Genomic DNA, 24,478 nt, shown 5'->3' with positions numbered 1-24,478 from the left:
AGGATCGGCGACCGTGGCTGTCCGTCCCATCCGTGAGCTCGGTGACCCGGTGCTGCGCACCCCCTGCGACCCGGTGCGCGCCTTCGACGAGAAGCTGGCCGGGCTGGTGCGCGACCTCGAGGAGACCGTCGACCACCCCGGCCGCGCGGGCCTGGCAGCCAACCAGATCGGTGTCTCGCTGCGGGTCTTCAGCTACAACATCGACGGGCGGATCGGCCACCTGGTCAACCCGGTGGTCGTCGAGCGATCCGAGGAGACCCAGGACGGCGACGAGGGCTGCCTCTCCGTGCCCGGCCTGTACGCCCCGACCGTGCGGGCGATGTGGTGCGCGGCCGAGGGCTTCGACGTCGAGGGTGCGCCGCTGCGGCTGGAGGGGGAGGGGCTCATGGCCCGGTGCCTGCAGCACGAGGTCGACCACCTCGACGGCACGGTCTTCCTCGACCGGCTGACCGGCGACGCCCGCAAGGCCGCCTTCCGGGCCCTCCGCGGCTGAGGCTCACCCGCCCCTCCCGTCGTTGATCATCGTCGGGTGGCGGCCGGCCTCGGCGCGCCGAGGGCCACCTGCCGATGATCAACAGGCGGACGCCTGCCACTCGGGGGCCAGCAGGCTGCCGATCCGGGCGTCGTGCCGCACGCCGCGGGCGACGCTGAACCCGCGAGCGGTGCCCTCCATCCGGAACCCGCACTTCTCGGCCACCCGGCGCGACGCCTCGTTGCCGACGAAGGCCTCCCACCGGACGCCGACCAGCCCGCCCTCGCTGCAGCCCCACCGCAACGCCAGGCCGACCGCGCTGGTCATCACCCCGCGGCCGCGGGCCCACGGGTGCAGGCCGTAGCCGATGCCGGCCCAGCCCTCGCCGAGGCGCAGGTCCACCGTGCCCGCGAACCGGCCCCCGACCTCGATCGCCCAGGACGCGGTCGAGCCGTCGGCCCAGCCTGCGCGCACGTGGTCGAGGAAGGCGGCGGCGTCGCTGGCCGCGTAGGGGACGGGGACACTCGTGAAGCGCTGCATGTCCGGGTCCTGGCACTGCTCCACGACCGCCGGCAGGTCGGCCTCGGTGTGGGCGCGGAGCAGCACGTCGCCGTCCTGCAGGCGGGGCACATCGGTCATGCCCGGACCGTAGGCCGCCGGGGCCGTCGTCCTCACCTGGTTTCCGTCCACGGTCAGGGCTGACGGTTCGGTACTGTCGGGCGTGTGCCCGAGGTCGAGCTGCCCCTGATCGGCGACGCCGCACGTCGCGCCCGCGCCGCTGCCCGGGTGCTGCGCACGCTGCCGACCGCCACCAAGGACGCCGCGCTGCTGGCGATGGCCGACGCGCTGGTCGCGCACGCCGACGACGTGCTGACCGCCAACGCCGCCGACGTCGAGGCCGCGCGAGCCGGGGGCACCCCCGACGCGATGCTCGACCGGCTCAGGTTGGACGCCGACCGGGTCGCCGGGGTGGCCGAGGCGTTGCGCCAGCTCGTCGCTTTGCCCGACCCGGTCGGCGACGTCGTCCGCGGCTCGACGCTGGAGAACGGTCTGCAGCTGCGCCAGGTGCGCGTGCCGCTGGGCGTCGTCGGCATCGTCTACGAGGCCCGGCCCAACGTCACCGTCGACGCCGCCGGCCTGTGCCTGAAGAGCGGCAACGCCGCACTGCTGCGCGGGTCGGCGTCGGCCTACCGCACCAACGTCGTCCTGGTGCAGGTGCTCGCCGAGGCCGCGGCGAAGGCCGGGCTGCCGGCCGACAGCGTGCAGCTGCTGCCCGCCGAGCGCGCCTCGGTGGGCGAGCTGCTCAACGCTCGCGGGCTCGTGGACGTCGTCATCCCGCGCGGCGGCGCCGAGCTGATCCAGCGGGTCGTGCGCGAGTCGACCGTGCCGGTGATCGAGACCGGGGTGGGCAACTGCCACGTGTACGTCGACGCCTCCGCCGACGCCGACATGGCCGAGGCGATCGTGCTCAACGCCAAGACCCACCGGGTCAGCGTCTGCAACTCCGCCGAGACCCTGCTGGTGCACCGCGACTCGCCGCTGCTGGGCCGGCTGCTCACCGCGCTGGCCGACGCCGGGGTCACCCTGCACGGCGACCCCGCCGTGATCGATGCGGCCGCCCGCTCCGGTCTGTCCTCCGTCGTCCCGGCCACGGACGAGGACTGGGCCACCGAGTACCTGTCGATGGACATGGCCGTGCGCGTGGTCGACGACCTGCCGCAGGCGCTGGACCACATCGCCGCGTGGGGGAGCGGGCACAGCGAGGCGATCGTGGCCGACTCCGCGAGCGCGATCGGTGCCTTCGTGGCCGGGGTCGACGCCGCGGCCGTGCTGGTGAACGCCTCGACCCGGTTCACCGACGGCGGCGAGTTCGGGTTCGGCGCCGAGATCGGCATCTCCACCCAGAAGCTACATGCCCGGGGGCCGCTCGGCCTGCCGGAGCTCACCTCCACCACCTACGTCGTGACCGGCAACGGCCACACCCGTTAGGAGCCCCGTGCCCCCGCAGCAGCCCCACCACTTCGCCGACGTCGCCGACGTCACCGCCCGGCTGTCCGCGGCGGGCTACCTGCCCGACCCGCAGATCGCCACGACGGTCTTCCTGGCCGACCGGCTGGGCAAGCCGTTGCTGGTGGAGGGTCCGGCCGGCACCGGCAAGACCGAGCTGGCCAAGGCCCTGGCCACGGCCACGTCGTCGGACCTGATCCGGCTGCAGTGCTACGAGGGCCTCGACGAGGCGCGGGCGCTGTACGAGTGGAACTACAAGAAGCAGCTGCTGCGCATCCAGGCCTCCCAGGGCACCGACGGCGCCGACTGGGGGGACCTGCACGACGACGTCTTCGGCGAGGAGTTCCTGCTCTCCCGCCCGCTGCTCACCGCCATCCGGCGCACCGACCCCACCGTGCTGCTCATCGACGAGACCGACAAGGCCGACGTCGAGGTCGAGGGCCTGCTGCTCGAGGTGCTCAGCGACTTCCAGGTGACCATCCCCGAGATCGGCACGATCACGGCCACCCGTCGGCCGATGGTGGTGCTGACCTCCAACGCCACCCGTGAGCTGTCCGAGGCCCTCAAGCGGCGCTGCCTGTACCTGGCGCTGGACTACCCCAGCGCCGAGCGCGAGCGGGAGATCGTGCTCTCCCGGGTGCCCGAGCTGGCGCCGGGGCTGGCCGAGCAGCTGGTGCGCACCGTGCGGGCGCTGCGGGCCATGGAGCTGAAGAAGTCGCCGTCGATCTCCGAGACCCTCGACTGGGCGCAGACGCTGCTGGCCCTGGGCCTGGACACCCTGGGCAACGACGAGGTGCGCGAGACCCTCGGCGTCGTGCTCAAGCACGCCAGCGACCAGACCCGCGCCGCGGCCGAGCTGCGGCTGAACTGATGACCGACGGCGGCCTCCCGGCCCACCTCGACGGCTTCGTGCGCGCGGTGCGCGAGGCCGGCATCCCGGTGGGCATCTCCGCCGCCGTCGACGCCGCCTCGGTGCTCACCGCCGTCGACCTGCTCGACCGCGAGCAGCTGCGGCACGGGCTGGCCGCCGTCCTGCTGCAGCGCGCGGCCCAGCGGCCGACCTACGACGTGCTGTTCGACCTGTGGTGGCCGCTCACGGACCGGCCGGCCGACCCTGCCGAGGTCGACGAGGACGCGCCGGCCGCCGACGACGGGATCCCGGACGCCGACCGGCAATCAGCCCTGGCCGCCGAGCTGCGGGAGGAGCTGCTGCGCCGGCTGCTCGACGGTGACGAGGAGGCCCTGCGGCGGTTCGCGCGGATGGCCGTCGACCAGCTCGGGCAGGGCCAGCCCTCGCCGTCCGGGCAGTCGTTCTTCTCCTACCGGGTGCTGCGGGCGCTGTCCCCGGACACCCTCGTCTCCCAGCTGCTCGACGGCCTGCTCGGTGGGGCCGACCGGGGCGGGCTGGCCGAGCAGGTCGCCCGGCAGACCGTGCGCGAGCGGCTGGCCGCGTTCCGCGCCGCGGTGGAGGCCGAGGTGCGGCGCCGCTCGGCCGCCGAGCGCGGTCGCGACCGGGTCGCCCGCACGGCGGTCAAGCCGCTGGCCGACCAGGTGGACTTCCTGCGCGCGCAGTCCGCCGACCTGGCCGAGCTGCGCCGGTCGGTCGCTCCGCTGGCCCGGCGCCTGGCCGCGCGGCTGTCGGCCAAGCGACGGCTGGGCCGGGAGGGCCGGTTGGACTTCCGCAAGACGGTGCGGGCGTCGCTGGCCACCGGTGGGGTGCCGGTGGTGACCCACCACAAGCCGCGTGCGGTGCACAAGCCCGAGCTGGTGGTGCTGTGCGACATCAGCGGCTCGGTCGCCGGGTTCAGCCACTTCACGCTCATGCTCACCCAGGCGTTGCGCGAGCACTTCTCCGGGGTGCGGGCGTTCGCCTTCGTCGACTCCACCGACGAGGTGACCAGGTTCTTCGCCCCCGGGGCCGACGTCGCCGACGCGGTGCAGCGGATCGGCCGCGAGGCCGAGGTCGTGACCTTCGACGGGCACAGCGACTACGGCAACGCCTTCGGGGTGTTCGCCGAGAAGTGGGCCACGGCGGTGGGGCCGAAGACGTCGCTGCTGGTGCTCGGCGACGGCCGCACGAACTACCGGCAGCCGGGGGTGCCCGTGCTGGCCGACCTGGTGCGCCGGTCGCGCTCGGCGTACTGGCTCAACCCCGAGCCGGCACGACTGTGGGGGAGCGGGGACTCGGCGGCGGACAAGTACAGCCGGGTGATCCCGATGATCGAGGTGCGCAATGCCGCCCAGCTGGCGGACTTCGTCACCACCCTCTGAGTGCATTGCACGCGATCTTGTAAAGCGCGTCGAGAAAATGTCCGCGACCCCGTAACCGAGTCGAGGCAGTCCCGTTGGACACGGCGGAGGCGGCCACACCGCCTCCGCTCGAGGGCCGGGGGGACCTGGTCCCGGCCGGCGACACGGGGGCGCCGGCCGGACGGGCCGGTCGTCGCGGTGCTCCACGGGGATGCCGGGGACGGCCGGCCCGTTCGAGCGCCCCGCACCGGCGACGTCCGACGATCGGGGCGGTGACCTGCGGGGGCCGGGCTACAGTCGTGCGGTGGCGGGCAGTCGACTGGGCGTGATGGGTGGGACCTTCGACCCGGTCCACCACGGCCACCTGGTGGCCGCCAGCGAGGTCGCGAGCCTGTTCGGCCTCGACGAGGTCGTCTTCGTCCCGACCGGCGAACCCTGGCAGAAGGCCGACCGGCAGGTCAGCCACGCCGAGGACCGCTACCTGATGACCGTCATCGCCACCGCCTCCAACCCGCGCTTCTCGGTCAGCCGGGTCGACGTCGACCGCGGCACGACGACCTACACCATCGACACCCTCACCGACCTGCACCGGCAACGGCCCGATGCCGACCTGTTCTTCATCACCGGGGCCGACGCGCTGGCCCAGATCGTGGGCTGGCGCGACACCGAGCACCTCTTCGACCTGGCGCACTTCGTGGGGGTGACCCGTCCGGGCTACCAGCTGGCCACCGCCGACCTGCCCGCCGGTCTCCCCGAGGACGCGGTGAGCCTGGTCGAGATCCCGGCCCTGGCGATCAGCTCCACCGACTGCCGCGACCGGGTACGCCGCGGGCAGCCGGTCTGGTACCTCGTCCCCGACGGCGTCGTGCAGTACATCGAGAAGCGCGGCCTCTACCGGGACGGCCTGCCGGCCAGCCCCCCGGGTCAGCTGCTCCCGGGCAGCGGGATCCGGCTGCCGGCGAACGCGACCGGCCCCCGCTCCGGCCCCCGCTCCGACCCCCGTCGCGATCCCGAGGCCGCCCCGCCCCGGTCGGCGAGCCCGTACCCGCACACCGCCCCGCCGCGACCGACCGACGGTCCCGGCACCACCGAGCTCCAGGAGATCCCCCGATGACCGCCTCGACGGAGGCCCGCGAGACCGCACTGCTGGCCGCCCAGGCCGCGGCCGACAAGCTCGCCACCGACGTGTCGATCGTCGACGTCAGCGAGCGTCTGGCCATCACCGACGCCTTCGTGCTGGCCTCGGCACCCAACGAGCGCCAGGTGCAGTCCATCGTCGACGAGGTCGAGGACCGGCTGCGCGCGCACGGCATCAAGGCGGTCCGCCGCGAGGGCGTCGCCGAGTCCCGCTGGGTCCTGCTGGACTTCGTCGACGTCGTGGTGCACGTGCAGCACGCCGAGGAGCGGGCCTACTACTCGCTCGAGCGGCTCTGGAAGGACTGCCCCACGATCCCGTTCACCGACGCCGCGCTGCCGGCGGCTGCCGGTGGCACGCCCACCCCGGGCGCCGGGGACACGCGCGTCGTGGACGACGCGGACGCTCCCGGTGACCCTGACGCCGACGACGCCGACGACGACGACGCTGCGGATAACCAGGTGCCCGGCGGGGTCTCCGGCGAGGGGGAGACCGCGCCCTCCGCGCTCGACCCCGCCACCGCGCAGGAACCGCAGGCGGACACCCCCCGGTGAGCGCCGCCCCGGCCCCGGTCGGCACCCCCACCGTCGAGCGGGTCCTGGTGTGGCGGCACGGGCGCACCGCCTGGAACGCCGGCGGACGGTTCCAGGGCCAGCTCGACCCGCCCCTGGACGACACCGGGCGGGCGCAGGCCCGGCAGGCGGCCGCGGCCCTCGCCGCCGAGCTCCCCGCCGGTGCGCTGGTGGTCAGCAGCGACCTCGTCCGCGCCCGGGACACCGCCCAGGCGCTCGCCGACGCGCTCGGCACGCAGCTGCGGGTCGACGAGCGGCTGCGCGAGCACGGGTTGGGCAGCTGGGAAGGCCTGACCCGGGACGAGGTGGCCCGCGACCTGCCCGAGCAGTACGCCGACTGGGTCGCCGGTCGGCCCGTGCGCGGGCGCGGGGGCGAGGACCCGGCCGAGGTCGCGCGCCGCGCCACGGCCGCCCTGGCCGATCTGCCGGCGGCGCCGGTGGTCGTCGTGGTCACCCACGGCGGCACGGGCGGCCGGCTGATCGAGGCGCTGCTGGGCCTGGGGCCCGAGCACCGGCGGGTCCTGGGCCCGCTGGGCAACTGCCACTGGACCGAGTTGGCGCACCAAGGCAGCCGCTGGCGGGTGCTCCGGCACAACGCCTCGGCCCGTGGCGGTTCACCGGGCCTGCCGCGGCAGTCGGGAGCAGAGACCGGACCGGACGTCGCTGAGGCAGCCGGGGTCGGTCCGGGCCCCGCCGGTCCGGCCGGTGCGGGTGCCACGCCGGCGGTCCCCGGCGACCAGCCGCTGCCCGCAGGCGCCACCCCCGACGACGGAGCCCCGGCCGCGGCCACCACCCCGACCGACGCCGACGCCGCGCTCTGAGCCCGGCGAGCACCCCGTGGGCGTGCAGGTGTCCGGAGCAGCAGGTTCCCGGCGGCGGGCCGGAGGCAGCCGGTTAGCCTCGCCACCATGTCCGTCGCCGTGGTCACCGACTCCACGGCCTACCTGCCCGCCGACCTGGTGACCGACCTCGACATCGAGGTGGTCCCGCTCTACGTGGTGCTCACCGGGAGGTCCGGCCGGGAAGGCCTGGACGTGGGCTCGGCGGAGGTGGCCCGCACCCTCGCCGTGCGCGGGCAGCAGGTGACCACGTCGCGGCCCACCCCGGGGGACTTCGTGGCCGCCTACCGACGCCGGCTGGCCGCCGGGGCCGACCGCATCGTGTCGGTCCACCTCTCCGGCGAGCTGTCGGGCACGTGGGACGCGGCCCGCACGGCGGCCTCCCAGGTCGGCGACCACGTCGTCACGGTGGTCGACGGCCGCACCGCGGCGATGGGCACGGGGTTCGCGGTGCTCGCCGCGGCCCGGGCCGCCGCCGCGGGGGCCGGGGCCGACGAGGTCGCGGCGATCGCCCGGTCGACGGCGGAGGCCAGCAGCACGCTGTTCGTCGTCGACACCCTCGAGCACCTGCGCCGCGGGGGGCGCATCGGGTCGGCCGCGGCGGTGCTGGGCACCGCGCTGTCGGTGCGGCCGGTGCTGCACGTGCAGGACGGGCGGATCGTGCTGCTCGAGAAGGTCCGCACCACGTCGCGGGCGGTGTCCCGGCTGGTGCAGCGCGCGGTCGACCTCTGCGGGGACGGCCCGGTCTCGCTCGCGGTGCACCACCTGGCGGCCGCCGGCCGGGCCGAGGCCCTGGCCGACCAGCTTCGCGCCCGGGTGCCGGCGCTGCACGAGCTGCACGTGAGCGAGCTCGGCGCGGCCATCGGGGCGCACGTGGGCCCCGGCGCGGTCGGGGTGGTCGTGGACCCGACGGGGCAACCCTCCGGGGCCGGCGGCCGCTGACCGGGTCGTCCTGGCCGGTGCGCCGCCGGCTCGGTGCGCCGCGGGGTTCGGGTGCCACGGGCGCCGTCCGGCTCGTCAGCAGTGCCCGGAGGGGCGCCAGCCGCTGGTCACCGTCACGGTGCCCGGCGTCTCGGCACGCAGCACCACGGTGCCGGGGGAGGCCCCGGGCGCCAGGCAGCCCTCACCGTGGAGCACCAGGCGTGCGTCCCAGAACAGCGACAGCACGACGTCGCCGGGCGCCTCCACGCCGAGGTGCAGCTCCCGCCGGTCGCTCGCCAGCACCGTCGCCGACCCGCTCAGCACCACGCCGGGGCCGTCGACGGACCAGAGGGTCCAGGTGCCGTCGGACCACACGGGGTCCAGCCCGGGCACCCCCGAGACCACCAGGTCGGCCTCGGCGCGAGCGGCCCAGTCGGGCCGCCGCACCGACGAGACGACGTAGGAGACCCCGCGCGCCCGCAACCAGTCGAGGTAGGCGGCGGCGTCCAGGGTGCCGTCGTAGAAGAGCGGGTTGCGGGCCACGTCCAGCTGCCGGGTCCAGCCCCGGGCCAGGGGTACGTGCTGGCCCAGCGCCGCGTCCGAGTGGTCGGCCAGCGGCACCACCTCCACCCGGCCCACCGGCCCCCGGCGGTCCAGCTCGGCCAGCAGCGGCGCGGCGGCCGCGTCCTGCGCCGTCGGGTCCCTCGGCACGAGGTCCCCGGGTATCAGGGGTGGGAGCAACCAGGTCACCATCGCCGCGGCCAACCCCACCAGCACCGGGTCCCGCCCCGGGACGCCCACCAGCACCGGGGCTGCGAACAGCAGCACCATCCGTGTCGTGTTCGAGCCCATCGGGTCCGGCAGCACCCAGGTCGCCAGCAGGAGCAGCACGGTCAGCGTCGCCCCGACGGAGACCGCGGGGAGCCGCCGACCGGCCACGGCCAGCACCAGGAGCGTCGCCAGCACCGCAGCCACCATCTGGTGCGCGGTGCCCGTCATCGGCCCGCCCGCCGCGCCCAGCACCACCATCGTCAGCAACGGCAGCGCCGCGCCCAGCAGCAGCGCCAGCGTGTCCCACCCGGGCCGTGACCTCGGTGCGGCGGCCCACCACCACGCCGCGGCAGCGAGGCCGAGCAGCACGGCGCTGACCGGGCTCAGCGCCCCGGACACCGCGGCGAGCGCCACCGTCGCCGTCCGGCGGGGCCCCGGCGCCAGACGTGGGGTCCGCGCCGCCACCAGCGCCACCAGGGCCACCGCCGTGCCCATCGCGAACGTCGTCCGCCCCGTCAGCTGGTTGGCCAGGAACCCCAGCGCCGCCGCCACCGCGACCGCCCGCAGCCGGACCGCACCCGCCCGGGTCAGCAGCGTGGTCACCGCCCAGGCCCCCGCCGTCGTGCTGGTCACCCCCGCCACCGCCGGTCCCAGCCCGAGCAGCACCCAGGGGGCGAGCAGGCTGTAGGAGAAGGCGGGCGAGCCGGCGTACCAGGCCAGGTCGACCGGCTGCCCACCCGCCGAGGCGGCCCAGGACAGCCACCAGCGCTGCGCGACCAGGTCGCCCCCGACCACGGGCAGCAGCTCGACCAGCACCCCACCGACTGCGCCGACGCAGGCGGCGAGGAGGGCTGCCCGCGACGCGGGTCCTCCGGCCACCCGGCCGGCGGCGTCGCTCGGACGCACGCTCCGGGGCACGGGAGGGGGGCACCTGCGCAGGCTCTCCTGGACCGGCACGGTCGTGCATGCTGCCATCCACAACCGGGGCCGTCGTCCACAGATCCGGTGGCACCGCCCCGCGCGACCCTCTGCGGCCCTACGTTCCGGCCGTGCTGTTCTCCTCCCGCCGCGCCGACGACGCCGACGTGATCCGGGCCCGACTGCGGGCGCTGCTCGCCGAGGGCGCCGGCCGGTCCGGCTGGCTGCCCGACGACGACCCGGACCCCTCCGGCGCGCGAGCCGGTGGCGGGACCGAGCCCTGGGAGGACGACGAGGACGACAGCTGGACCCTCGAGGACCCCGGGCCCGCAGTCGTGGACCGCCGCGCCGTCGGGGCGGGCGGCCCCGAGCGCCCCGAGCCGCCGGGTGCGGAGGGCGGCCCGGGGAACGGCGGTGGCCGGCACCGGGCGGCCGGTCCGGCCACCCGGGTCGACCCCGGACCGCACGGCGCCCGCACGTTGTGGGTGGTGGCCGTCGCCGCCGCCGTCCTGGTCGCCGGGTGGAGCTGGTGGACCCGGCCCGAGGTGTCGCCGGTGGACGCGGTCGGCGACTCCGTGGCGCTGCCCGCGGCCAGCACCGGGTCCCCGACGGGGTCGACCGGCCCGGGGGCGACCCCGACGCGGTCCCCGGTGCCGACCGCGGCGCAGATCGTGGTCGACGTCGTGGGCCAGGTGGTCGACCCCGGGCTGGTCACCCTGCCCGCCGGGGCACGGGTGGCCGACGCGCTCACCGCAGCCGGTGGACTGCTGCCCGGGGCCGACCCGGCCAGCATCAACGCGGCCGCGGTGCTCACCGACGGCCAGCAGGTCGCCGTGGGCGTGCCCGGGGCCGGCGGGTCGAGCACGGGTGGGTCGGGCAGCGGCGGTGGCGGTGGTGGAGGGGGGAGCGGCACCGGCGGACCGGTCGACCTCAACACCGCCACCCCGGCCGACCTCGACGGGTTGCCGGGCATCGGTCCCGTCCTGGCCCAGCGCATCGTGGACCACCGGACCGAGCACGGCCGGTTCACCTCCGTCGAGCAGCTCGACGACGTCGGCGGCATCGGCCCGGCCCTGTTCGCCCAGCTCGCCCCGCTGGTGACCGTCTGAGCGCACCTCGTGTGGGATGGCGAGATGGACGCGGGCCTGTACGAGACCATCCACCGCCGGCGGGACGTCCGGCGCGAGTTCACCGGCGATCCGGTCGACACCGCTGCCCTGCAGCGCGTGCTGGCTGCCGCGCACGCGGCCCCCAGCGTGGGGATGACCCAGCCCTGGGATTTCGTGCTCGTGCGCGACGAGGACCTGCGCCGCCGCTTCCGGGCGCACGTGGTCGGGGAGCGGGCGGTGTTCGAGGCGAGCCTGGACGCGGCCCGCTCCGAGGTGTTCGCCCGGATCTCCGTCGAGGGGGTGCTGCAGGCCAGCCTCGGCATCGTGGTCACCCACGACCAGACCCGGGGGGACCCGGGGGTGCTCGGTCGGCACGCGATCGCCGACACGGGGTTGTTCTCCACCTGCCTGGCGGTGCAGAACCTCTGGCTCGCCGCCACCGCCGAGGGGTGGGGGGTGGGGTGGGTGTCGTTCTACCGCGAACCCTTCCTGCGCGAGCTGCTGGGCATCCCCGAGCACGTCCGTCCGGTGGCCTGGTTGTGCGTGGGCCCGGTCGCCGGTCTGCAGGAGGTCCCCGACCTGGAGCGGCACGGATGGCGCCGCCGACGGTCGCTGGCCGACGCCGTGCACGCCGACCGGTGGGGCGCGCCCGGCGAGCTGACCGGACCCGACCACGCCCAGCCGCCACCGGCCGCGGGCTCCACCACCCGGTAGCACGCCCGGGCCCGGTTCCGCTGGCCGTCGTCCCCATCGGCGGTGCTTGTCCACAGCCGTGGTCGGCCGAGGGCCCCGGACCTTCCCCGTCCCTAGCGTCACCGGGGTGCGGGTGCAGCGGCGGCGAGTGGTCCAGCGGTGGTCGTGGACCGACCTGCGCCTCGTCCCCCCGGCCGTGGGCACGTGGGCCACGACCGTCCTCGTGCCGTGGCTGCCCACGGCGGCCGCCGCAGCTCTCGCCGCGGCCGCCGCGGTGGCCGTCCTGGCGCTCGGTGCGACCCGACGACGGGGAACCCGGACCCGGCGTCGCCCGCCTCGACCCCGGGCCCCCACGGCCGGGGTGCGCCGGCGGGTGGTCGCCGCCGCGCTGGCCGGGGTGGCGGTGGCCGCGGCGACGGGGACCGTGCGCTCGGCCGAGCGGACGACGTCCCCGCTGGTCGCGATGGCCCAGGACGGGGCGACCGCGCAGGTGCAGCTCACCGTCGAGGACGACCCGCGGGTGCTGGCCGGCGGGCCCGGCCCCGCGCGGGTGCTGGTGGACGCGACCGTGTCCGGCCTGGACGGCGTCGAGGTGCGTGCCGCGGCGGTGCTGGTGTTCGCGCCGGCCGAGGAGTGGACCGGGGTGCTGCCCGGCACGCAGGTGCTGGTCAGGGCCACCGTGCGCCCGGCCGACACGGGGGACGTCGTCGTCGCGGTGCTCTCGGCCCGCGGCCCGCCGACGGTGGTCGCGGGCGCCGGCGCGGCCCAGGAGGTGGCCGGGGAGCTGCGCGCCGGGCTCTCCGCCGCGGCGGCGCGGGTCCTGCCCGCCGAGGCGGCCGGCCTGCTGCCGGGGCTGGTCGTGGGGGACACCACGGCCATGCGCCCGGAGGTCACCGCCGACTTCCGGCAGGCCGGGCTGGGGCACCTCACCGCGGTGTCGGGGGCCAACGTGGCGATCGTGCTCGCCCTGCTGGTGTGGCCGTTGCGCCGGCGTGCCGTCGACCGCCGGTGGCAGGCCGTGGTCGGTCTCCTGGGCCTGGCCGGGTTCGTCCTGCTCGCCCGGCCCAGCCCCAGCGTGGTGCGGGCGGCGGCGATGGGTGCGGTCACGCTGCTGGCACTGGCGTCGGGTCGGTCGCGGGTCGCGGTGCCCGCGCTGGCGGCCTCGGTCTGCGTGCTGCTCGTGGTCGACCCGGCTTTGGCCACCGACGGCGGCTTCGCCCTGTCGGTGGCGGCCACCGCCGGGATCGTGCTGCTGGCCCCGGGGTGGTCGCGGGCCTGGCGGCGTCGGGGCCTGCCGGGCCCGCTCGCCGACGCCCTGGCGGTGAGCGCCGCCGCCGGCCTGGTCACCGCACCGTTGGTGGCCGGGCTGTCCGGGCTGGTCAGCACGGTCTCCTTGCCGGCGAACCTGCTGGCTGCCCCGGCCGTCGCCCCGGCCACCGTGCTGGGCCTGCTGGCGGTGCTCGTCGGACCGGTCAGCCCCGGGGTGGCCGACGTGCTGGTCTGGACGGCGGGCTGGCCCACGCGCTGGCTGGTGCTCGTCGCCGACCGGGCCGCCGCCGTGCCGGACGGGGCGAGCGGGTGGCCGTCCGGGGTGGTCGGCGCCCTGCTGCTGACCGCGGTGCTCGCGGCCGGGGCCGTCATCCTGGTTCGTTGGCCGCGCGCCCGGCCGCTGGCCGTCGCGGCGGTCGTGGGTGCGGTCGCGCTGGGGTGGCCGGCCCGCCAGCTGGCCGACGGCTGGCCCGCGCCGGGCTCGGTGGTGGTCGCCTGCGACGTGGGGCAGGGCGACGCGCTCGTGCTGCCGACCGGTGCGGGCGAGGGGGTGCTGGTCGACACCGGTCCCGACCCCACCCTCGTCGACGGTTGCCTCACCCGGCTCGGCGTCGACCGGCTGCCGTTGGTGCTGCTGTCGCACCTGGACGCCGACCACGTCGGCGGGTTGAGCGGTGCGCTGGCCGGCCGCGAGGTGGGCGAGGTCGCCACCGGGGAGCTCGCCCCCACGGAGGACCGCATCGCCGGGGTCGCCCGCACGGTCGCGGCGGGCGGCGCCGAGCTGGTCGTGCTGCCGGCCGGCGCGGTGCGTACGGTCGGGACGGCGACGGTGCAGGTGCTGGCCCCCGACGACGTGGCCGCCCGCGCGGGCGCCGATGCGAACGCGCTCTCGATGGTGGCCCGGGTGACCCAGCGGGGCATCAGCACCCTGCTCACCGGCGACCTGGGGGCCGACGCCGAGGAGCGGTTGCTGACCTCCGGGGTCGACCTGCGGGCCGACGTGCTCAAGGTGCCCCACCACGGCAGCGGCGACGCCGACCCGGCCTTCCTGGCCGCCGTCGGTGCCCGGGTCGCCCTGGTGTCGGTGGGTGCCGACAACCCGTACGGCCACCCGGCCGACCGGCTGCTCCGGTGGCTGGCCGACGACGGGGTGCAGGTGCACCGGACCGACCTGGAGGGCGACCTGGCGGTGGTGGGGGAGGCCGGGGGCTGGGGCGTAGTGGCCCGCGGGGTGGACGACGTGCAGCGGGCCGTGGCTGCCCCTGCCCCGGTTCCTGCCCCCGCCCCGGGCACGACGCCGGGCGACGCGGGGGAGCGGTCGAGCGCCGGGCGCTGTCGGAGGTGCGTGACACGATGGCCCGGTGCCGCAGTCCGCCTCCCCACCGCCCCCGCTGTCCCGGCTGCGGCTGGTCGTGGGGGAGGAGGAACTGCTGCGCGCCCGCGCGGTGTCGGAGGTGCGGGCCGCGGTCCGCCAGGTCGACCCGGGCACGGAGGAGCACGAGCTGGCCGCCGCCGGGCTGCCGCTGGGCGACCTGGCCGAGGCGCTGTCGCCGTCGCTGTTCGGCGGGCACCGGCTGGTGGTGGTGACCGGGGTGCACGAGGCCGCCGGTGCCCTCGCCGACTCCCTGGTCGCCTACGCCGCCGATCCCGACCCGGACCTCACGCTGGTGCTGGTGCACGCAGGCGGCAAGCGCAACGAGGCACTGCTGAAGGCGTTCCGGCAGGCAGGTGCCGCCGAGGACGAGTGCGCCAAGCTCACCAACGCCGGCGAGCGCATGACGTTCGTGCGCAACGAGGTGCGCCGGGCCGGTGGGCGGATCACCCCCGACGCCGCCACCGCGTTGCTGGAGGCGGTGGGCAACGACCTGCGTTCGCTGTCGGCGGCGGCCAGCCAGCTGGTGTCGGACTTCGGCGGCTCGATCGACGCCGACGCCGTGGCCCGCTTCCACCGGGGGCAGGCCGAGGTCAGCGGCTTCACCGTCGCCGAGCGCGTGCTGGTGGGGGACCAGGCCGGCTCGGTGGAGATGCTGCGCTGGGCGCTCGACCGCGGCGTGCCGCACGTGCTCCTGGCCGATGCCATCGCCGACGGCGTGCGCACGGCGGCGCGGGTGGCGTCGCTGAGCACGTCCAACGTCGGTGAGCTGGCACGTCAGCTCAAGATGCCGCCGTGGAAGGTGAAGAAGGCGCAGGCCCAGGCGCGGGGGTGGAGCATCCCCGCCCTGCAGCAGGCGATCGGGGTGGCGGCAGAGCTGAACGCCGACGTGAAGGGCGTCGCGGCCAGCGCCGACTACGCCCTGGAACGGGCGGTGCGGCGCATCGTGCAGCTGCGGCAGACTTCAGGTGCTGGCCGGGGCGCCCGGCGCTGACCCTGCCGCTGAACGCGACGAGCCCCCGTCCCCGGTGCCGGGGAGGGGGGCTCGTGGAGCGTGCCGGGGGCTCAGAGAGCGGCGGCCTGCTTGGCCAGCGACGACTTGCGGTTCGCGGCCTGGTTCTTGTGGATGACGCCCTTGCTGGCGGCCTTGTCCAGCAGCTTGCTGGCGTTGCGCAGCGCCGTGGTGGCGGCGTCCTTGTCCCCGGCCTGGGCGGCGGTGTGGAAGCGCCGGACCGAGGTCTTCAGGGCGGACTTGACCGCGACGTTGCGCTGACGCGCCTTCTCGTTGGTCTTGATCCGCTTGATCTGGGACTTGATGTTCGCCACGCGTGAGCCTCGGGTCTTCTCGGGGAAAGTCAGCTGTCTCGTCCGCGGCGCACAGGCGCAGCGCGAACCGGTGTGCCAGGCTACCAGCCCGGCCGGCCGCTGGACAGGCGCGGGCCGGGAGGCGCACGCCACTGCTCGCCCGACGCCGTCGGACCGGCAGGTGCTCGGCCGTGGCGGGCGGACGTGGGACGATGGACGGCACTGTGACTGCACCCGCCCGCACCGACCCGGCCCGCATCCGGAACTTCTGCATCATCGCCCACATCGACCACGGCAAGTCGACGCTGGCCGACCGCATGCTCGAGGTCACCGGGATCATCGAGGCGCGCCAGATGCGCGCCCAGTACCTCGACCGCATGGACATCGAGCGCGAACGCGGCATCACGATCAAGTCGCAGAACGTGCGGTTGCCGTGGACCCCGCGCGCGGGCGAGCACGCCGGCGTCGAGCACGTGCTGGACATGATCGACACCCCGGGCCACGTGGACTTCACCTACGAGGTGTCCCGGTCGCTGGCGGCCTGCGAGGGTGCCGTCCTGCTGGTCGACGCGGCGCAGGGCATCGAGGCGCAGACGCTGGCCAACCTGTACCTGGCGATCGAGAACGACCTCACGATCATCCCGGTGCTCAACAAGATCGACCTGCCCGCTGCCCAGCCCGAGAAGTACGCCGCCGAGATCGCGCACATCATCGGCTGCGACCCCGACGACGTCCTGCGGGTCAGCGGCAAGACCGGTGAGGGCGTGCCCGAGCTGCTCGACCGCATCGTGGAGCAGATCCCGGCCCCGACCGGTGTCGACGAGGGCCCGGCGCGGGCGATGATCTTCGACTCGGTGTACGACATCTACCGCGGCGTGATCACCTACGTCCGCGTCGTCGACGGCCGGATCAACAGCCGCGACCGAATCAAGATGATGTCCACCGGTGCGACCCACGAGCTGCTCGAGATCGGGGTCATCAGCCCCGAACCCAAGCCGGTCGAGGGCCTCGGGGTCGGCGAGGTGGGCTACTTCATCACCGGGGTGAAGGACGTCCGGCAGTCCAAGGTCGGCGACACCGTCACCCTGCAGCACGCCGCGGCCACCGAGGCGATCGGCGGCTACTCCGACCCCAAGCCGATGGTGTACTCCGGCCTCTACCCGGTCGACGGCAGCGAGTACCAGCTGCTGCGCGAAGCGCTGGACAAGCTGCTGCTCAACGACGCCGCGTTGACCTACGAGCCCGAGACGTCGGCGGCGCTGGGCTTCGGCTTCCGCGTCGGCTTCCTGGGCCTACTGCACCTGGAGATCGTGCGCGAGCGGTTGGAGCGCGAGAGCAACCTGAGCCTGATCTCCACCGCGCCCAACGTGGTCTACCGGGTGGAGATGGAGGACGGCAGCGAGCACGTCGTCACCAACCCCAGCGACTGGCCGCACGGGAAGATGACGACCATCTACGAGCCGATCGTGAACGCCACCGTGATCGCGCCCAGCGACTACACCGGCACGATCATGGAGCTCTGCCAGAGCCGCCGCGGGTCGCTGTCGGGCATGGACTACCTGTCGGAGTCCCGGGTCGAGCTGCGCTACACGCTGCCGCTCGGCGAGATCATCTTCGACTTCTTCGATGCGCTGAAGTCCCGCACCCGCGGCTACGCGAGCCTGGACTACGCCGAGGCCGGCGAGCAGCAGGCCGACCTGGTCAAGGTGGACATCCTCCTGCAGGGCGAGGCCGTGGACGCCTTCTCCTCGATCGTGCACAAGGACAAGGCCTACGCCTACGGCGTGATGATGGCCGGGAAGCTCCGCGAGCTGATCCCGCGCCAGCAGTTCGAGGTGCCGATCCAGGCCGCCGTCGGCGCCCGGGTCATCGCCCGCGAGACCGTGCGCGCGATCCGCAAGGACGTCCTCGCCAAGTGCTACGGCGGTGACATCTCGCGCAAGCGCAAGCTGCTGGAGAAGCAGAAGGAGGGCAAGAAGCGGATGAAGATGGTCGGCCGCGTCGAGGTCCCCCAGGAGGCCTTCGTGGCCGCGCTCTCCAACGCCGAGCCCACCAAGAAGTGACCGGCCGGGTCGAGGCCGTCTGCGTCTCGGGCAGCGACCTGCTGCCGCTGCCCGGCAAGCGCCCCTCGACCACCGGCATCCGCAAGCGGCCGGTCGGAGGTCGGGTCGCCGTGCTCGACGAGACGCTGGACGGCGACCGGCAGGTCAACCGCAAGCACCACGGCGGCGAGGGCCAGGCCGTCTACGCCTACGCCGCCGAGGACGCCGCCTGGTGGGCGACCGACCTGGGCCGCGACCTGCCGGCCGGGTCGTTCGGGGAGAACCTGCGGACGACGGGGCTCGACCTCACCGGCGCCGTGCTGGGCTCCCGGTGGGCCGTGGGCAGCGCTCTGCTCGAGGTGACCGCGCCCCGCATCCCGTGCGCGAACTTCGCCCGGTTCTGGGACGTGCCCGACCTGGTCAAGCGGTTCACCGCGCACGGGGCCAGCGGTGCCTACCTGCGGGTGCTGCAGACCGGTGACGTCGGGGCCGGCGACGCGGTCGAGGTGGTGCACGTCCCCGACCACGGGGTCACCACCGGGCTGCTCTTCCGGGCGCTCACCACCCAGAGGTCGCGGCTGGTCGAGGTCGAGCCCGCGCTGGACGTCGTCCCGCACAAGGACCGCGACAAGCTGACCCGGCGCATCGCCGCGCTGGTCGGCTGAACCGTCGTACCGCCGCGCTACTGTCCGCGCGGGTCTCACGGGGAGTCCCGCGAGGAGGCGACATGCGACTGCGGACGACGGCGACCGCGCTGCTGGCCGTGCTGGCGGTGGCCCTGGGGCTGGCCGGGTGCGGCGGGGGCTCCGACGAGTCCGCCGGTGACCTGCTGGCCCGCGCGAAGACCACGCTCGACGACGCCAGCAGCGTGCACTTCGTGCTGACCAGCGACGGTGCCCCGGCCAGCGGGAACGCCCTGCTCGGCGGCGAGGGCGACATCGCCCGGCCCGCCTCCTTCGCCGGCACGCTGCAGGTGCAGGCACTGGGCAGCTCCGTCGACGCCCAGGTCGTCTCGGTCGACGGCACCGTCTACGCGCAGCTGCCGTTCACCAGCGGCTACAGCGTCGTCGACCCGGCCACCATCGGGGTCGGTGACCCGGGCGCGCTCATCGACCCCGACACGGGCATCAGCCAGCTGCTGACCGCCACCGAGCACCCCACCCTCGGCGAGGAGTCCCGGGTGGACGGCGAGGTGGTCCGCGAGGTCAGCGGCACCTTGCCCGGCCAGCTGGTGGCCGACCTGCTCACCAGTCAGGACCCGTCGACCGACGTCGCGGCGGTCTTCTCGGTCGCCACCGACAGCGGTGAGCTGCGCCAGGTGCAGCTGACCGGTCCGTTCTTCTCCGCCGACGACCAGGGCAGCTACACCATCGTGCTGTCCGACTACGGGGCCGATGTCTCCATCACCGCACCGCCCACCGGCTGAGGTCGCGGCCCCGGGGCGGGCCGCCGTCGTCCTCGCGACGCTGGCGGTGCTCGTCTCGGCGGCGGACACCTACGTCGTCGTGCTGGCCCTGCCCGACATCCTCACCGGGGTCGGCGTCGGACTCGACCAGCTGCAGGAGGCCACCCCGATCATCGGGGGCTTCCTGCTCGGCTACACCGCCACGTTGCCGCTGCTCGGGCGGCTGGCCGACCTCCGCGGTCGGCTGCCCGTGCTGGTGGGGTGCCTGCTGTTGTTCGCCCTCGGCTCGCTGCTGACCGCCACCGCCGTCTCGCTGGGACCGGCCGTGCTCGGCCGCGGGCTGCAAGGCATCGGCGCCGGGGGGTTGGTCCCGGCCACCCTCGCGCTGGTCGCCGACCGCTGGCCCCCCGAGCGCCGGGCCGTGCCGCTCGGCGTGGTCGGGGCGGTGCAGGAGGCCGGCGCCGTGCTCGGCCCGCTCGCCGGCGCGGCCGTGCTGGCGGTCTCGGACTGGCGGGCCATCTTCTGGCTAAACCTCGTCCTCGGCGTGGGTCTGGCGGTGGCGCTGCGGTCCACCGGGCCGCGGCGGGCCGGGCACGACGTCGCCGGGGTCGCCTGCGCGGTGGTCGCCGCGGCAGCATTGGCCCTCCAGCTGGCCGAACCCGATGCGCTGGCCACCGACGTCACCCTCGGTCTGGCCTGGGTGCCGCTGGCCGGCCCGGCGTGGACCACGCCGCTCGTCGTCGTCGCGGGGCTCGCCGCTGCCGGCCTGCTCGTCCGGTCGCTGACCGCGGCGCACCCGGTGCTGCCGCTGCGCGGGGTGCCGGCGCTGGTGCGCGAGGTCGACGTCGTCGGGGCCGTGCTGGTGGTGGTGGCGCTCGGCAGCCTGGTCTGGGCCTTCGCTGCCGCCGACCCGGCCACGCAGGTCGTGGCCCACGGCCCGGTGCTGCTGCCGCTGGCCGCCGTCGCCGCGGTCCTCTTCGTCGTGCACGAGCGCCGCACCGCCGAGCCGCTGCTGCCGCTGGCCGAGCTCCGGCCGGTGGGTGCGTGGGGGGCCTTGCTGGTCAACGTGCTGGTCGGGGTCGCGCTGGTGGCCGCCCTGGTCGACGTCCCGCTGTTCGCCCGGGCCACCACCGAGCCCGACCAGCTCGGTGCCGCGCTGGTGCTGGTCGAGCTGCTGGTCGCCGTCCCGGTCGGTGCGGTGGCCGGCGGCTGGCTGTGCCGGCACGTCCCGCCGCGCGCCGTCGCCGGCGTCGGCATGGCCCTGGCCGCGGTCGCGTTCGTCGGGATGACCCGGTGGGACGCCACGTCGCTGGACGGCTGGACGTCGACCGTGGCCCTGCTGGCCGCCGGGCTGGGGTTCGGACTGGCCGTGGCACCGGTCAACGCGGTGCTGCTGGCGCTGACGCCGTCCCGGGTGCACGGCAGCGCGAGCGCACTCGTGGTGGTCGCGCGCACCGTCGGCATGCTGGTCGGCCTCTCCCTGCTCACCGCGATCGCGCTGCGCCGGTTCACCGCGGTGGTGCGTGACATCCCCAGCCCGCTGGTCAGCTGCCCCGCGGCGCCCACCGACTGCCCCGTCTACGACCGGGCCGTCGACGCCGCGGTGCTGACCCAGCTGCACACCGTCTTCGCCGGCGCCGCGGTGGCCGCCGCCCTGGCTGCGATCGCCGCCGTCCTCCTGCTCCACGCCCCCGCCTCCAGGCGGCACTGATCAGCTGGGTTCACCAGAATCCGTCGTGGCTCACCGGCGTCGGCGAGCCAGGACGGCCATCGGTGAACCCAGCTGATCCACGCCGGGCGTACGAAGGTCAGACGGTGAAGACGATCTTGCCGTTGGTGCGGCCCGCGAGCATGCGCTCGAAGCCCTCGCGGGCGTCGGCCAGCGGCAGCTCGACGTCGATCTGCGGGCGCAGGCCAGTCGTCAGGCACAGCTGCACGAGCTGCTCGAGCTCGGCCCGGGTGCCCATCGTCGAGCCCTCGACCCGCAGCTGGGTGAAGAAGATGCGGTTGAGCTCGGCGGAGGGGTCGAAGCCGGTGGTGGCGCCGGAGGTGACGATGACCCCGCCGGGCTTGAGCGACTTCACGCTGTGCGACCAGGTCGCCTTGCCCACCGTCTCCATGACGGCGTCGACCCGCTCGGGCAACCGGGCGCCGGTCTCGAAGGCCTGGTCGGCGCCCAGCGCCAGCGCCGCGGCCAGCTTGTCCTCGGTGCGGCCCGTCACCCACATGCGGTAGCCGGCGACCCGGCCGAGGGCGATGAGCGCGGTGGCCACCCCGCCCGAGGCGCCCTGCACCAGCACGGTCTGGCCCGGCTGCAGACCGGCCTTGGTGAACAGCATCCGGTAGGCGGTCAGCCACGCGGTGGGCAGGCACGCGGCCTCGGCGAACGACAGGTCGGCCGGCTTGGGCAGCACGTTGCGCGCGGGCACCAGCACCTGCTCGGCCAGCGTGCCCTGGTGCAGCTCCGAGAGCAGCGAGCGCTTGGGGTCCAGCGTCTCGTCACCCGACCAGCCAGGGGTCCCGGTGATGACCGCGTGCACGATCACCTCGTTGCCGTCGGCGTCGAGGCCGGCGGCGTCGCAGCCCAGGGTCATGGGCATCCGCTCGGCGGGCAGGCCCACGCCGCGCAGGCTGAACAGGTCGTGGTGGTTCAGCGACGCCGCCTTCACGTCGACGGTGACCCACCCGTTGCGGGGCTCGGGGGCCCGGCGGTCACCGACCTCCAGCACGGACAACGGGTCGTCGGCGGACGGTGTCGACACGAAGGCAGCCAGCATGGCTCGGACTATTGCATCGTCGTCCTCCGGACGACACCGCGGCCAGGTGCCGTCCCTCGACGCGCGGAGCCCGCACGAGTTCCCGGTCGGGAGGTCTCCGACCCCCGCGACCGGGACCTCCGGACGACACCGCGGCCAGGTGCCGTCCCTCGACGCGCGGAGCCCGCACGAGTTCCCGGTCGGGAGGTCTCCGACCCCCGCGACCGGGACCCCGGGCGCACTACCGGACGACGACGGCGAACTCCTGCGCGGCCACGAACTCGCCAATGACGGTCGCGCCCGCCACCTCACCGGCCAGCAGCAGCCCGCCCGAGGTCTGCGCATCGGCCAGCAGCAGCGCGTCGTCCTCCCCGACGGCGCTCAGGTCGGCGTGCGGACGCACCCAGTCGAGGTTGCGCCGGGTGCCACCGGAGACGTAGCCGTCGGCCACCGACTGCCGGGCGCCGGCCAGGTAGGGGACGTCGGCGGCCGACACCACGGCGGTCACGCCGCTGGCCCGGGCCATCTTGTAGAGGTGGCCGAGCAGGCCGAACCCGGTGACGTCGGTGCCGGCCCGCACGCCGGCGGCGACCGCGGCCACCGAGGCCTCGGCGTTGAGCCGGGTCATCGAGTCGATGGCCTCGGGCGAGGGCTCACCGGTCGCCTTCATCCGGTTGTTCAGCGTGCCCACCCCCAGCGGCTTGGACAGCGAGACGGGGTCACCGGCGGCGGCCCGGTCGTTGCGGATCAGGCGGTCGAGGTCGACCAGCCCGGTCACGGCCATGCCGTAGGTGGGTTCGGGGGAGTCGATCGAGTGCCCGCCGCCCACGTGGCAGCCGGCGGCGTGGGCCACCTCGAGCCCCCCGCGCAGCACCTCGGCGGCGAGGTCGGCGGGCAGCACGTCGCGGGGCCACCCCAGCAGGTTGACCGCCACCGTCGGCACGCCCCCCATCGCGTAGACGTCGGACAGGGCGTTGGCGGCCGCGATGCGACCGAAGGTGTAGGCGTCGTCGACGACCGGGGTGAAGAAGTCGGTGGTGAGCACGAGCCCCTGGCCACCGGGCAGGCGGACGACCGCGGCGTCGTCGCCGTCGTCCAGCCCGACGACGAGCTCCGACGACGGGTACCGGGGGCCCGTGTGCGTCAGCCCCGCGACCACCGCCTCGAGCTCACCGGGCGGGATCTTGCAGGCGCACCCGCCACCGTGCGCGTACTGGGTCAGCCGGGTCGTCGTCACCTCACCCAGTGAACCGGACCGGGCGGGAGGGGGCATGATCGACCGTGCAGTCCGGGCTCCAGACGGTGGGCGAGGGCTCCTGCGCGCGGAGAGGTCCTGCTGATGTCCACCACCGAACGCCCCTCGACGCCGCCGTCCCCGGCCGGCACGCCGGTCGACCAGGCCGGGGCGCCAGCGACCCCCGACCGCCGGCGCGTGCTGCTGCTGGGGGGCCTGGCCGTCCTCCTGCTGGTCGGCGGGCTGTGGTGGGCCAAGTACGGGCCCTACAGCGGCAAGGTGCCGGCGGTGCTGGGCAGCCACGACCTGGGCGCCTCCGTCGTCACCGGGGGCGCCGAGCAGGCCCCACCGGTCTCGCTCGCGGCCGGCTGGGACTTCACCGTGGCCTACACCGCGGCCATCTGGAAGGCCCTGGTCGTCGGGTTGGTGCTGGCCGCCGCGGTGCAGGTGCTGCTGCCGGCGACCTGGTTGCGCCGCGTGCTGGGTGCGCCCGGCGCGAGCCCCGCCCGCGGCGGGCTGCGCGGGGGGCTGGCCTCGGTGCCCACGTTGATGTGCTCGTGCTGCGCGGCCCCGCTGGCCGTCGGCCTCCGGCGGGCCAGGGCGGGCACCAGCGCCGTGCTGGCGTTCTGGTTGGGCAACCCCGCGCTGAACCCGGTCGTGCTGGTGTTCTGCCTGGCCGTGCTGCCCTGGCCGTGGGCCGTGCTGCGGTTCGGTGCCGGGCTGCTGGTCGTCGTGGGTGCCGTCGCGCTGGCCGGCACGCTGGCCCGACGGCGTCGACCGGGCGCCCTGGCCGAGGGGCCCGACGCCGCGGGGGATGCCTCGGTGGATGTCCCGGTGGACGTCCCCGTGGACACCCGCCCCCTGCCGGTCCGGTTCGTGGCGACCCTGGCCGGGTTGTCGGTGCGGCTGGTGCCCGAGTACCTGGCCGTGGTGTTCGTGCTCGGGGTGTTCCGCGGCGTGCTGTTCCCGGCCGACACCGGTGCCGGGGTCGGGGCGGTCGCCGTCCTGTTGCTCCTGGTGGTCGCCGGCATCGCCCTGCCGGTGCCGACCGGCGGCGAGGTCGCCGTGGTCGCCGCGGCGCTCGCCGCGGGGCTGGCCGCGCCCGCGGCTGCCGTCCTGCTGGTCACGCTGCCGGTGCTCAGCCTGCCCTCGCTGCTCATGGTGCGGCACGTGTTCGGACGCGGCCTGCTCGTCGGGACGACGGTGCTGGTCGCCGCGGTGGCCCTGCTCGGTGCCGGGCTCACCGCCGTGCTGGTGGGCTGAGGCCCACGTAGGGTCTGCCCCGGAGGCGTCAGGGTGTCTGGTGACCCCCGCGGCCTCTAAAGCCGACGTGGCCCGGTAGCCGGGCCAGGCGGGTTCGATTCCCGTCCGCCTCCGCCACATCCCCCGAGGAGTCCCCACGAGCGAC

The 24,478-nt window shown here is 75.4% G+C and carries 21 protein-coding genes, 1 tRNA gene and 1 pseudogene; 18 read left to right on the top strand and 5 right to left on the bottom strand.

Annotated elements, in window-relative coordinates:
- Positions 1-13: 13 nt before the first annotated feature.
- Positions 14-493, top strand: coding sequence for a peptide deformylase (gene def, locus TEK04_RS18105; RefSeq protein ID WP_336405757.1), 480 nt, complete (start codon positions 14-16; stop codon positions 491-493).
- A gap of 78 nt (positions 494-571) precedes the next feature.
- Here the strand turns inward: def and TEK04_RS18100 are convergent, their stop codons facing one another.
- The gene (locus tag TEK04_RS18100) at positions 572-1,111 is read right to left on the bottom strand and encodes a GNAT family N-acetyltransferase (protein WP_336405756.1); all 540 of its coding nucleotides are present in this window, start codon (positions 1,109-1,111) and stop codon (positions 572-574) included.
- Positions 1,112-1,195: 84 nt separating this feature from the next.
- On the opposite strand from TEK04_RS18100, the gene TEK04_RS18095 reads away from it, so the two are divergent.
- The 7 genes from TEK04_RS18095 to TEK04_RS18065 all read left to right on the top strand — a co-directional run bounded on the left by TEK04_RS18095 (position 1,196) and on the right by TEK04_RS18065 (position 8,217).
- Positions 1,196-2,461: a glutamate-5-semialdehyde dehydrogenase gene (locus TEK04_RS18095; RefSeq protein ID WP_336405755.1), complete on the top strand. Its 1,266-nt coding sequence runs from the start codon at positions 1,196-1,198 to the stop codon at positions 2,459-2,461.
- Positions 2,462-2,468: 7 nt separating this feature from the next.
- Positions 2,469-3,350: an AAA family ATPase gene (locus TEK04_RS18090; RefSeq protein WP_336405754.1), complete on the top strand. Its 882-nt coding sequence runs from the start codon at positions 2,469-2,471 to the stop codon at positions 3,348-3,350.
- Positions 3,350-4,750, top strand: coding sequence for a vWA domain-containing protein (locus TEK04_RS18085; RefSeq protein ID WP_336405753.1), 1,401 nt, complete (start codon positions 3,350-3,352; stop codon positions 4,748-4,750). The genes TEK04_RS18090 and TEK04_RS18085 overlap by 1 nt, the downstream gene beginning before the upstream one ends.
- Positions 4,751-5,033: 283 nt before the next feature.
- Positions 5,034-5,843 carry a nicotinate-nucleotide adenylyltransferase gene (gene nadD, locus TEK04_RS18080; protein ID WP_336405752.1) on the top strand — a complete coding sequence of 270 codons (810 nt, stop codon included), beginning with the start codon at positions 5,034-5,036 and terminating at the stop codon, positions 5,841-5,843.
- Positions 5,840-6,418: a ribosome silencing factor gene (rsfS, locus tag TEK04_RS18075; RefSeq protein ID WP_336405751.1), complete on the top strand. Its 579-nt coding sequence runs from the start codon at positions 5,840-5,842 to the stop codon at positions 6,416-6,418. The genes nadD and rsfS overlap by 4 nt, the downstream gene beginning before the upstream one ends.
- On the top strand, positions 6,415-7,257 hold the full coding sequence (locus TEK04_RS18070; protein ID WP_336405750.1) for a histidine phosphatase family protein: 843 nt from the start codon (positions 6,415-6,417) through the stop codon (positions 7,255-7,257). The genes rsfS and TEK04_RS18070 overlap by 4 nt, the downstream gene beginning before the upstream one ends.
- An 87-nt stretch (positions 7,258-7,344) precedes the next feature.
- Positions 7,345-8,217: a DegV family protein gene (locus TEK04_RS18065; RefSeq protein WP_336405749.1), complete on the top strand. Its 873-nt coding sequence runs from the start codon at positions 7,345-7,347 to the stop codon at positions 8,215-8,217.
- Between the two features lie 75 nt (positions 8,218-8,292).
- Here TEK04_RS18065 and TEK04_RS18060 read toward each other — a convergent pair whose 3' ends face one another.
- The gene (locus tag TEK04_RS18060) at positions 8,293-9,873 is read right to left on the bottom strand and encodes a hypothetical protein (protein ID WP_336405748.1); all 1,581 of its coding nucleotides are present in this window, start codon (positions 9,871-9,873) and stop codon (positions 8,293-8,295) included.
- 143 nt (positions 9,874-10,016) lie between these two features.
- Between TEK04_RS18060 and TEK04_RS18055 the strand changes: the two genes are divergently transcribed.
- The 4 genes and pseudogenes from TEK04_RS18055 to holA all read left to right on the top strand — a co-directional run bounded on the left by TEK04_RS18055 (position 10,017) and on the right by holA (position 15,322).
- The gene (locus tag TEK04_RS18055; protein WP_336405747.1) at positions 10,017-10,994 is read left to right on the top strand and encodes a ComEA family DNA-binding protein; all 978 of its coding nucleotides are present in this window, start codon (positions 10,017-10,019) and stop codon (positions 10,992-10,994) included.
- 24 nt (positions 10,995-11,018) lie between these two features.
- On the top strand, positions 11,019-11,708 hold the full coding sequence (gene bluB / locus TEK04_RS18050; RefSeq protein ID WP_336405746.1) for a 5,6-dimethylbenzimidazole synthase: 690 nt from the start codon (positions 11,019-11,021) through the stop codon (positions 11,706-11,708).
- Between the two features lie 442 nt (positions 11,709-12,150).
- Positions 12,151-13,650, top strand: a pseudogene (locus TEK04_RS18045) (ComEC/Rec2 family competence protein); the annotation flags it as partial.
- Between the two features lie 667 nt (positions 13,651-14,317).
- Complete coding sequence (holA, locus tag TEK04_RS18040; RefSeq protein WP_336405745.1) at positions 14,318-15,322, top strand: DNA polymerase III subunit delta; 1,005 nt, start codon at positions 14,318-14,320, stop codon at positions 15,320-15,322.
- 71 nt (positions 15,323-15,393) lie between these two features.
- Here the strand turns inward: holA and rpsT are convergent, their stop codons facing one another.
- A complete protein-coding gene (gene rpsT, locus TEK04_RS18035; protein ID WP_336405744.1) occupies positions 15,394-15,654 on the bottom strand; it encodes a 30S ribosomal protein S20 in 261 nt (86 codons plus the stop codon).
- A 203-nt stretch (positions 15,655-15,857) separates the two neighbouring features.
- Here rpsT and lepA point away from each other — a divergent pair, with 203 nt between their 5' ends.
- The 4 genes from lepA (at position 15,858) to TEK04_RS18015 (ending at position 20,791) form a co-directional block, all read left to right on the top strand.
- On the top strand, positions 15,858-17,696 hold the full coding sequence (lepA, locus tag TEK04_RS18030) for a translation elongation factor 4 (protein WP_336405743.1): 1,839 nt from the start codon (positions 15,858-15,860) through the stop codon (positions 17,694-17,696).
- On the top strand, positions 17,693-18,340 hold the full coding sequence (locus tag TEK04_RS18025; RefSeq protein ID WP_336405742.1) for an MOSC domain-containing protein: 648 nt from the start codon (positions 17,693-17,695) through the stop codon (positions 18,338-18,340). The genes lepA and TEK04_RS18025 overlap by 4 nt, the downstream gene beginning before the upstream one ends.
- A gap of 62 nt (positions 18,341-18,402) precedes the next feature.
- Complete coding sequence (locus TEK04_RS18020; protein WP_336405741.1) at positions 18,403-19,101, top strand: LppX_LprAFG lipoprotein; 699 nt, start codon at positions 18,403-18,405, stop codon at positions 19,099-19,101.
- Positions 19,070-20,791, top strand: coding sequence for an MFS transporter (locus tag TEK04_RS18015; protein ID WP_336405740.1), 1,722 nt, complete (start codon positions 19,070-19,072; stop codon positions 20,789-20,791). Before TEK04_RS18020 ends, TEK04_RS18015 begins: the two co-directional genes overlap by 32 nt.
- A 97-nt stretch (positions 20,792-20,888) precedes the next feature.
- Here TEK04_RS18015 and TEK04_RS18010 read toward each other — a convergent pair whose 3' ends face one another.
- Positions 20,889-21,857, bottom strand: coding sequence for a zinc-binding dehydrogenase (locus tag TEK04_RS18010; RefSeq protein ID WP_336405739.1), 969 nt, complete (start codon positions 21,855-21,857; stop codon positions 20,889-20,891).
- A gap of 220 nt (positions 21,858-22,077) precedes the next feature.
- Positions 22,078-23,073 (bottom strand): selenide, water dikinase SelD, encoded by a 996-nt coding sequence (selD, locus tag TEK04_RS18005; protein ID WP_336405738.1) that lies wholly within the window; start codon positions 23,071-23,073, stop codon positions 22,078-22,080.
- A 102-nt stretch (positions 23,074-23,175) separates the two neighbouring features.
- Between selD and TEK04_RS18000 the strand changes: the two genes are divergently transcribed.
- Both TEK04_RS18000 and TEK04_RS17995 read left to right on the top strand, forming a co-directional pair.
- Positions 23,176-24,333: a permease gene (locus tag TEK04_RS18000; protein ID WP_336405737.1), complete on the top strand. Its 1,158-nt coding sequence runs from the start codon at positions 23,176-23,178 to the stop codon at positions 24,331-24,333.
- Positions 24,334-24,354: 21 nt separating this feature from the next.
- Positions 24,355-24,450: transfer RNA gene (locus tag TEK04_RS17995), tRNA-OTHER, on the top strand.
- Positions 24,451-24,478 lie beyond the last annotated feature (28 nt).

This window comes from Klenkia sesuvii (genome assembly GCF_037083825.1).
GTDB classification, from domain to species: Bacteria; Actinomycetota; Actinomycetes; order Mycobacteriales; family Geodermatophilaceae; genus Klenkia; species Klenkia sesuvii.
The sequence above is the reverse complement of the archived record's forward strand: the minus strand, read 5'-3'. Positions and strand labels throughout refer to the sequence as shown.

Excerpts from the sequence above, each read along its gene's own strand:
- TEK04_RS18020 (WP_336405741.1), top strand. The coding sequence starts at position 18,403 with ATGCGACTGCGGACGACGGCGACCGCGCTGCTGGCCGTGCTGGCGGTG.
- bluB (WP_336405746.1), top strand. The coding sequence starts at position 11,019 with ATGGACGCGGGCCTGTACGAGACCATCCACCGCCGGCGGGACGTCCGG.
- rsfS (WP_336405751.1), top strand. The coding sequence starts at position 5,840 with ATGACCGCCTCGACGGAGGCCCGCGAGACCGCACTGCTGGCCGCCCAG.
- TEK04_RS18085 (WP_336405753.1), top strand. The coding sequence starts at position 3,350 with ATGACCGACGGCGGCCTCCCGGCCCACCTCGACGGCTTCGTGCGCGCG.
- TEK04_RS18015 (WP_336405740.1), top strand. The coding sequence starts at position 19,070 with ATGTCTCCATCACCGCACCGCCCACCGGCTGAGGTCGCGGCCCCGGGG.
- TEK04_RS18010 (WP_336405739.1), bottom strand. The coding sequence starts at position 21,857 with ATGCTGGCTGCCTTCGTGTCGACACCGTCCGCCGACGACCCGTTGTCC.
- TEK04_RS18100 (WP_336405756.1), bottom strand. The coding sequence starts at position 1,111 with ATGACCGATGTGCCCCGCCTGCAGGACGGCGACGTGCTGCTCCGCGCC.
- TEK04_RS18065 (WP_336405749.1), top strand. The coding sequence starts at position 7,345 with ATGTCCGTCGCCGTGGTCACCGACTCCACGGCCTACCTGCCCGCCGAC.
- TEK04_RS18000 (WP_336405737.1), top strand. The coding sequence starts at position 23,176 with ATGTCCACCACCGAACGCCCCTCGACGCCGCCGTCCCCGGCCGGCACG.